A 558-nucleotide genomic window follows, 5' to 3' on the forward strand; every position below is an offset into this window, starting at 1 on the left:
GTGGCCCAACCCCTTGTGGGAGGGAGCCGTCGAAGGTGGGATTGGCGATTGGGACGAAGTCGTAACAAGGTAGCCGTACCGGAAGGTGCGGCTGGATCACCTCCTTTCTAAGGAGCAACATAAACTCATTCTTCGTGCTGCTTTGTACCAGCGCCGGCATCACTCCTTTGCGGGAGTTGGTGGTGTGAATGAGTGGCCCCATTACGTCAGCAAATGTTTGGCGGTGGGAGCTCATGGGTGAAACGCTAACAATGCCAGTCGGTTTCATTTACGAAACCGTTTCGGCGCCTGTTCCTCGTGAGAGGGCAGGGCATTGACACACTATTGGGTCCTGAGAGAACACACGTGTTCTTTCTAGGGTTAGACAAGATATCGGCTGATTTTCCGCCTGTTATCAAGCGAGTGTGAAGACATTTGTTTGGGGTGTTGGGGTCAGTTGGTGTGTGTTGTTTGAGAATTGCACAGTGGATGCGAGCATCTTTATTTTTGTTTTGATAAATGTTTGTAAGTGTTTAAGAGCGTACGGTGGATGCCTTGGCACCAGGAGCCGATGAAGGA

Annotated in this window: 1 rRNA gene; it reads left to right on the forward strand. The window is 50.9% G+C overall.

Annotated features, from left to right (window positions below):
- Positions 1-107: ribosomal RNA gene (locus tag AC1TQG_RS27785) — 16S ribosomal RNA — on the forward strand; the annotation flags it as partial.
- Positions 108-558: the final 451 nt, after the last annotated feature.

The organism is Williamsia sp. Y844, assembly GCF_056786475.1.